Below are 7,741 nucleotides of genomic sequence, written 5' to 3' on the forward strand. Positions count from 1 at the left end.
CTGTTTCTTAAAAAACAATTATACATATTGAATATGAGCATTTATGACCTAGAAAAAAACTGTGGTATTGGTGACAGTACCATAATGCATTTTATTAAAGAAAATAGTACCAAAAAAAGTTTAAGCACTCCTGTTATTATAGCCTTAGCTCAATATTTTAATATGTCTATTGATTATATGATTGGGAGATCACAACCAATATAACTATTATAATGTTATGTATTAACAATATATGTATGTATATGTAATAACATGTTATTACATATACAATTACTTTTTTCTGGTATATCCTATTTTTTTGGCTATATTTTAATTGTTATTAAGTTAGGACATTTTATGCTTACTGGTTTTCAATTCCGTGCTGCCAAATCATTATTGGAATATACATTCAGAGATATAGCTAACGTAATAGGAATACATGAAACTACATTAGTGCGTTTTGCGAATACACAAAATCTTCAATATATTCGTGGTGTGTCTCATAATATTATAATGATCAAAGATTTCTTTGAGCAAAAAAATATTCTTTTTCCTAAAGAACATACCATTTCTCTAAAAAGAGATGATGCTTTTTTACAATCTAATAACACAAATTTAACACGATTTCAGCTTAAAGCATCTCGTATAGCTTCTGGGTTAACTCAAGATGAATTAAGTCATTATACGAAACTTTCTTCATCATCTATTAGTTTATTAGAACATAAAAACAATATGGAGTATATAGAGTCAAGCAAAATACAAATACCAGTACTCAGAAGATTTTTTGAGCATTTAGGTATTACTTTTCCTGATGATTTAACTGTTACTCTAATTAAAGATCCAAAGATTTTAGTGAAAAAAAAACAAAAATAGTAGTTGACGCCAAAAATAATAGATATTAGAGTGGATTAATGACGATTACTTAAAATTGGTGCTAAGAAATAAGTCGTGACTTCTTAACACCAAATAATGGATATATAAGTAAATAAATTTACTTAGTTATACATACAAAGGTGGTACTTTTTGTATAACTCATCATACCCTATATTTGGTCATTAATCAAGTGTAATAGAATTTCTTGGCTCCATAAAAGGAGCATAAAATGCAATTATTTTACCCACTTGGGTTACCAAGTGATGATATAGGTATACATCAATACCTTGATACCACAAAGAATCAATCATACATCCCAATAACTGGGTGTATCTTATCTCATATATTATCAAGCAAAGAGTTATCTTCACTTGAGAAGATGTACTATATCTTAGCTGATTCTTTTTCTTATATTAATTCCTCTAAAAGGCGTAATAGATCTGTATCTCTGCCTGCTAAAAGCTGGGCAGTAAGACTTGCGTGCTCTAAATCTGAAGTGTTTGTTCTGCAAAAATCTCTAGAGGATAAAGGATATTTCCTTATGCATAGAGATAAGAATGATAAAGGACAGAATAATCGTAACATTATTACCACAACAATACCTGACAAGGTTTTTAATGATCTTAAGTATGAGCCTGATAGGTTTGATTTATGTGAAGTAAATGATGAAGCAACACACCAAAATAACTCAAATAGTTTAGATTCTATAGATAAAACCTTTATACCTACTTTAGAAGGTAAAAGACAACATCTCGAAAAAACTAAGATGTTTATAAGAGTGCCTTATCAGTTCTTAAAACAATTAAATTCTAATTGTAGCATTTCTGCAACATCTAAAGTTATAATGCTTTATCTTTTTACTAAGATTTACAAATCTTCTGCTAATAAGTACAATTATGATGATTCTGATAATGCATTAACTCATAATTTATACTCTATTGTTACATCATATCAAGAATTACAAAAAGAGCTTAAATTACATAGAAATAGTCTAGCTAAAGCATTAAAGACTTTAGAAGAGAATAATCTTATCTCTAAACAGCGATTTTGCATAAAAGATACAGAAGATTATAACAGTAGAGTGGATAAATCATTATGGCAGATATCAGTGCTTAATGTTCCCTTCATCACCACGCACAATAATCAGCATACACAAGAAGCAGTAATTGACGATCACACTAGGGTAGAATGCAATGATAATCAAGCCTTGGAATCCCCTAAAGAATGGGAATGCACTAAATATGACCCTACTTGCACTGATTTTAGTCAATTATATAATAAAGACCTTATATTAAAGAATAGTATTATTAAAAATATAGATTATATAGATGCAAATTATCTGAATCTTAAAAAAAGATCTTTGAATAATTTTGCAAATACAACCGAAATATCACCAAAAACAAAAAATTCATCAATAAGCTACAAAGCAAAGGTTTTTGGAAACGAGCAAAGCTCGTTTCCATCTGAATCTTATAATAATTCTTTTGAAGATTCTATTGATACTAAACAACCTTGCTCCAATACTACCTCTGAGTCTGCTGCAAGAACCATTAAAAATATATCTGAATATAAGGAATTAAGACATTTCTACCCACTCTCAGAAAAAGACGTAAGTATACTCAACTTTAGAGCAAATAGAGAGTTCAGTAATAACTTTGTGAATCAATTACTGTTGAAGCTATACATCAAATATCCTGAAAAGAGATTTAAGAACAAATTTACATTTTTAAGCTACATGGGACAGATACTCAAGCATGAAAAACACCAAGGGCCGCGTGTTAATTACGCTGGCTTCAGGTTCAGCTGTAACATCAATGCAGAAGAGAAAAACTTACTTGAAAAGAGAAATATCTAAACCAAATAGAGAATTCATTTGATACTAGTAAAGAAATGCAGGTAAGGAAGAAGATAGCAGGAAGATTTAGTACAAATGTGGCATATGAAATACTAACACAGGTAGAATTCAAAACAAATTACGATAATAGCTTTATTACTGCATTAATTCCAAGTCATCTAGATTTAAGCGAGCGACAAATAGAGATATTAAGTGAGCAACTAGAAGCAGTATATGGCATTAATGGATATTATGTGACTGCTGTTGGAGATGTAAAGCCTGAGGATGTAGGAGATGCTGAAAGGGGTAGAGAGAAAAAAGAGATAGCAATAGGAGTAAACAAGGAAATGAAATATCCTAAAACGGCAGTATCTGCTATTATATCTAATAGCAAAGATATTGGAATTTTAGAAAGTAGTAAGGAACTAAATACAATAGAAGAAAACACAGCATGGAACCAAATACGAAATGGACTAATTGAGGAATTAGGGGAGGCTATAGATGCGGTTTGGTTTTCTAAAACAGAGGCTAAAGAATGCAGGGAAACTAAAACACTGACCCTAACCGTGCCCACAAGGTTCATGGCGGATTGGGTCAAAAATAACTATTCGCATGTGATAAGGAGAATTAGCGAAGGATGTGGGGTTAAGTGGGTGGTATATGGATATTACTAGAATTACGTACAAAGATATATACAATTGTTATAACATGTTTTATAATAACAATACATAACATGTTATGTATTGTTATTATAACTGCATTAGAGAGAATATAATGATAGTATTAATAGGTGGAGAAAAAGGAGGTACTGGTAAAACGACCATTGCCACCAATTTAGCGACGATAAGAATGCAAACGGGACATGATGTATTATTGGTTGATACTGATAAACAAGGTAGTGCAAGTGCATGGTCCGATATCAGAGATTTACGTAATATCATTACAAGAATACCAAATATACAAAAATTTGGGACTAACTTAGCATCAGATATTAGAGATCTGCGTAATAGATATGAGGATATAATAATAGATGCTGGGGGTAGGGATAGTATTGAATTAAGGGCAGCAATGACAGTAGCAGATATTATGTATATTCCAGTACAAGCATCACAATTTGATATTTGGACATTAAGTATCATTAATGATTTAGTAGCACAGGCACAAAGTTTTAATACGAGTCTACAATCATACATTTTAATAAACAGAGCTTCGACGAATCCTGTTATTAATGAGGTGGATGAAGCATTAAGTATCTTAAATGATTTTGATCATTTAAATTTATCAAAATCAATCATAAAAGAACGTATATGTTATAGAAAAGCTGCAAAGTCAGGATTATCAATTGTAGAACTAGATGCTAAAGATAATAAGGCAATAAAAGAAATTACAATGTTATATGAGGAGATATTTAGTAAAAATGAATAAGCTTAGCATACACCCACCCGCTAAAAAATCTATAGAAGAGTTTATTTTAGAAGCGGAGTACAAAAAAAGTAAAAGTACAAATAATAAACCAGTGGTATTACCTTGGGAAAATGACCTAATACGCAATGATGTGCAAAAAGTATTTACAGTTAAATTATCAGAAGTTTACTTATTAAAAATAAAATATATTTCTGAACAGACTAATAAAAGTCAGCAAAGAATAATAAGAGAAATAATTTGTAGAGAGATAGATAAATTATTGTAAATATTCCAATAATGATTTGGCAGCACGGAATTGAAAACCAGTAAGCATAAAATGTCCTAACTTAATAACAATTAAAATATAGCCAAAAAAATAGGATATATATTATTAAATTACTATAATTTTTTTTGTCCATCCGCCAAAACTCTATAAGTCCCATAGATTAAAGGGTTTTAAGGCAAAAAGTAATAGTAAAATCCATAAGAAAATGAAAGGTTTTATATCAAAAGCTTATGGAAATACGAAAAAATGGTAATAAGATAAATTGAGTACGTTTTGGGAAATAGTGTGTTTTTTGATACAAAAATTTGAAATTAGCCCTCAAAATCATAGTAATTTGCTCTAAAATCGCCTTGTTTTTGGAAATTAGTGCCACAAGTAATATTTTTTTAAATTTTGGCGGACGGACTTTTTCTATTTGTTCTTGCTTTTACTTTGGCGTCCATATATGACGGTGCCTAATGGCATAATAACATCTAAAATCTAAGATTTTGGTCTAAACTTTTACTGGATATGATGCTTAGATGCAACAGAACCAAAATTTTTCAGTTCGTGGACACTCCCATTATTACCATATACTTTTTGAACTAAAAATAATCCTAAAAATATACATATATAAACTGTTAATGAATATACACATTTATATAATACTTCTTTATAAAATATCGACAAAACTTTACTTGTAGAGAATACATTTACAAAAAATCCTGACATCACAATACCATCTACGACCGAACACATTATTAAACTAGCAAAATTTCTTGTATTCAAAGAACATCTTGGCTTAAGTTGTGAAAATATACTTGTACTACAATATGTTGATAATAATACAGATATAAAAGATGCAAAAACAACTCCTTTAATAACACGACCATGAATATAATAATTGAAGTCCCATAACAAACCACAACTTACTATTATACATAACGCTACAGTAATCAAAGCTCTCTTTCTACCATATAACTCAGATATAATATTGGTAGTTATAGCTAAAAACACAAATACTAAAGAACACTGAGATATTTTATTAAAATAATTTAGTAAATAAATGAATATACCAAGTAGTGACACTAATGGTATGTAAAACTTAGCGTTAATATTATTCATAACTTTCCCTTGCTTTTAGATTTCATTTTATCAAATAACACAGATTATTGCTAGTAATAAAAAAATGAAAATTTTTAATACAAAACTAAGTCTTTCTAATTAAGTGTGTAAATTTTTCATAGGGCTTAAATTCTACCTTCAAATTTATCAAAAAGTGAGCCATAGCTGCGTTCCAGTTTGGAATCGGCATAACCCATTTCTTGGTCATATAATCAACCACTTTCATCTGAGAAATGAAAGTTTGATTATAGCGACTAGAAGTCGCATATCAAGCTAAAGCTTATTCGAGTCTTATGTTAGAAATCATATCTGATTCATGTGCATCAGTATGCTTATTAATATATTCATTAATTATATCATCAGTCACATTACCACTAGTAGCACTAAAGTAACCCCGTGCCTACAAATGTCTACCCCAGTACTTTTTTTAATATTGGAAATTCCTCTTGCATCTTCTTTGAAGATCTGCCTTTCGCTTTTTGTACAAATTCACAGATTTTTATATGAGGTGGAATATTAGCAAAAATGTGTATATGATCGCTTGATACTACTCCATTTTCTATTTTAATACCTAATTCTGTTGCTACCTGTGCAATAATTTCTCGAACCCTCTTTTTTATATCGTAAGTTAATACCTTATATCGATACTTTGTAATCCACACTATGTGATAGCGATGATAGTAAACTGTATGTGATTTCCTGCTGTAATGTGTCATAGTGCTTATGATGCTAACGCATCATGGCGCACATGGCAAGCTAAAGCTTCTCCATCTGGAAGATGGAGGTTTGTACCTCCAAAGGGACTATCAACCAAGTATTGATACCAAAGTAATAAGTGATTTATCTACTCCGCTTAAATATATAAAGCACGAGAGGCAGAATAATGTACCAAGCTTTGTAGATGAGAAGCAAATAGCTATAACCTTTGATAAGGTAAAAGCAGAAGTTAAAGAGCTACGCCTAGAAAGAGAGTTAGAACATACAATGACAATGAGATTATAAGGATTTGCAAGTATGACTAATGAAAAGCATATTAATCATCAACATCAATCAGACATAAGTACAAATAGCGATTCTAGTGTTGCTAGCGACAATATCGAGCGCCCAAGGCATGATGAGCTATTTAAAAAGGTCATGAGTGAGCCTGTTGCTGCTCGTGAGTTTCTAGAGTATTATTTGCCAGTATCCTTTAAGAATAAGATTAATCTAAGTAGTATTAAAATAGAGAAAGAAAGCTTTGTTACTGAAGACTTAAGAAAGAGACTCAGCGATGTCGTGTACTCTGTTTCTTTAAAAAAAGATACTATTAAAGATAGTACTACTAATAATATAGATCATGACAAAGCGTACGTATACGTTCTGATAGAGCATCAATCTAGTAGCGATTACTGGATTGCTTTTAGACTGTGGCAATCAGGAGTTTCGCACTTAGCAAAATTGTGTATCAGTTAAAAGCCATCTAATGTTGTTCTGAATTGATGTTTTTATAACTTCCCAAGTTTGTTGATATAAAGTAATTTTTTCATATATCCTCCTTTTGTTCATATCAAGCCAAGCAAATACGGCAATGCAAATATGATTTCTTTGAGTTCGACCCGTGCGTGCCTGACAGCGTTCAATACCACAAGTTTGTTTTAATTCTCGATGATAAACCTCTATAGACCAACGTGTCCTAACAATTTTCTCTATTTGCTCACGTGTTGGATTTTCTAAGTTAGTTGTTATGGGCTTTGTTCGGAAGGGTGTAATAAATAAGTGTGAAGTATAGGAAGAATTATATATAATATATTGGATTAGATTAACAATAAATTGATAATGCCATACAAGGAACGAGTAAGAGCAGGTTTACCTAGGAAAAGAGATAAACAAAAGTATAAAGTAACAAACTGGTCACAATATAATCAAAGTTTAAGACAAAGGGGAATGATCAGTTTATATTTTCCTGAAGGGGATCTAGAAACATTATTTATTAGACTTTGTTCGGAAGGGTATCTATTGGGGTTTTTTGGACGGAATTATCCTATTTTTACGGCAGTGCATTGACCAAATGAATTCCATAAATTTATAATATTAGCAATAACAGTGGCTTCGCATTTTTGTAATGCTATTTTTTTAGTTAATAGAGATGAACCAATACATCGCTTAATTCTTGAAATTTGAGCTTCAATTCGTGCCCTAACCCCATAACAGTATTTTTTATAAAATGCATAGATGTTACCTTTCTTACTAATATAACCTACAACCTTATCATGCCATATAGT

Annotated in this window: 8 protein-coding genes and 4 pseudogenes; 8 read left to right on the top strand and 4 right to left on the bottom strand. The window is 30.7% G+C overall.

Features of this window, described 5'->3' with window-relative positions:
- The 5 genes and pseudogenes from RAT170B_RS10850 to RAT170B_RS07460 all read left to right on the top strand — a co-directional run.
- The coding region (locus RAT170B_RS10850; RefSeq protein WP_045806046.1) for a helix-turn-helix domain-containing protein at window positions 1-204 on the top strand (204 nt) is incomplete at its 5' end.
- Between the two features lie 132 nt (window positions 205-336).
- Window positions 337-852 carry a hypothetical protein gene (locus tag RAT170B_RS07445; RefSeq protein WP_146620386.1) on the top strand — a complete coding sequence of 172 codons (516 nt, stop codon included), beginning with the start codon at window positions 337-339 and terminating at the stop codon, window positions 850-852.
- Window positions 853-1,081: 229 nt separating this feature from the next.
- Window positions 1,082-3,360, top strand: a pseudogene (locus RAT170B_RS07450) (DnaA N-terminal domain-containing protein).
- Window positions 3,361-3,460: 100 nt separating this feature from the next.
- Window positions 3,461-4,111 carry an AAA family ATPase gene (locus tag RAT170B_RS07455; protein ID WP_045806048.1) on the top strand — a complete coding sequence of 217 codons (651 nt, stop codon included), beginning with the start codon at window positions 3,461-3,463 and terminating at the stop codon, window positions 4,109-4,111.
- Window positions 4,104-4,376, top strand: coding sequence for a hypothetical protein (locus RAT170B_RS07460; RefSeq protein WP_045806049.1), 273 nt, complete (start codon window positions 4,104-4,106; stop codon window positions 4,374-4,376). The genes RAT170B_RS07455 and RAT170B_RS07460 overlap by 8 nt, the downstream gene beginning before the upstream one ends.
- A gap of 501 nt (window positions 4,377-4,877) precedes the next feature.
- Here RAT170B_RS07460 and RAT170B_RS07465 read toward each other — a convergent pair.
- Entirely contained in the window at window positions 4,878-5,480 is a 603-nt protein-coding gene (locus RAT170B_RS07465) for a VUT family protein (RefSeq protein ID WP_045806050.1), read from the bottom strand.
- A 410-nt stretch (window positions 5,481-5,890) separates the two neighbouring features.
- On the bottom strand, window positions 5,891-6,142 hold the full coding sequence (tnpA, locus tag RAT170B_RS12515; protein WP_409994165.1) for an IS200/IS605 family transposase: 252 nt from the start codon (window positions 6,140-6,142) through the stop codon (window positions 5,891-5,893).
- A 124-nt stretch (window positions 6,143-6,266) separates the two neighbouring features.
- Between tnpA and RAT170B_RS07475 the strand changes: the two genes are divergently transcribed.
- Complete coding sequence (locus tag RAT170B_RS07475) at window positions 6,267-6,482, top strand: hypothetical protein (protein WP_146620387.1); 216 nt, start codon at window positions 6,267-6,269, stop codon at window positions 6,480-6,482.
- 12 nt (window positions 6,483-6,494) lie between these two features.
- Window positions 6,495-6,893 (top strand): annotated as a pseudogene (locus RAT170B_RS07480) (Rpn family recombination-promoting nuclease/putative transposase); the annotation flags it as partial.
- A gap of 155 nt (window positions 6,894-7,048) precedes the next feature.
- Here the strand turns inward: RAT170B_RS07480 and RAT170B_RS12520 are convergent.
- Window positions 7,049-7,145 (bottom strand): annotated as a pseudogene (locus RAT170B_RS12520) (hypothetical protein); the annotation flags it as partial.
- Between the two features lie 150 nt (window positions 7,146-7,295).
- On the opposite strand from RAT170B_RS12520, the gene RAT170B_RS07485 reads away from it, so the two are divergent.
- Window positions 7,296-7,523, top strand: a complete 228-nt coding sequence (locus RAT170B_RS07485) for a hypothetical protein (RefSeq protein ID WP_045806052.1) — start codon at window positions 7,296-7,298, stop codon at window positions 7,521-7,523.
- Here the strand turns inward: RAT170B_RS07485 and RAT170B_RS10855 are convergent.
- Window positions 7,496-7,741: pseudogene (locus tag RAT170B_RS10855) on the bottom strand (transposase); the annotation flags it as partial. The gene RAT170B_RS07485 and the pseudogene RAT170B_RS10855 overlap by 28 nt on opposite strands.

It is taken from the genome of Rickettsia argasii T170-B, assembly GCF_000965185.1.
Classification (GTDB): domain Bacteria; phylum Pseudomonadota; class Alphaproteobacteria; order Rickettsiales; family Rickettsiaceae; genus Rickettsia; species Rickettsia rickettsii.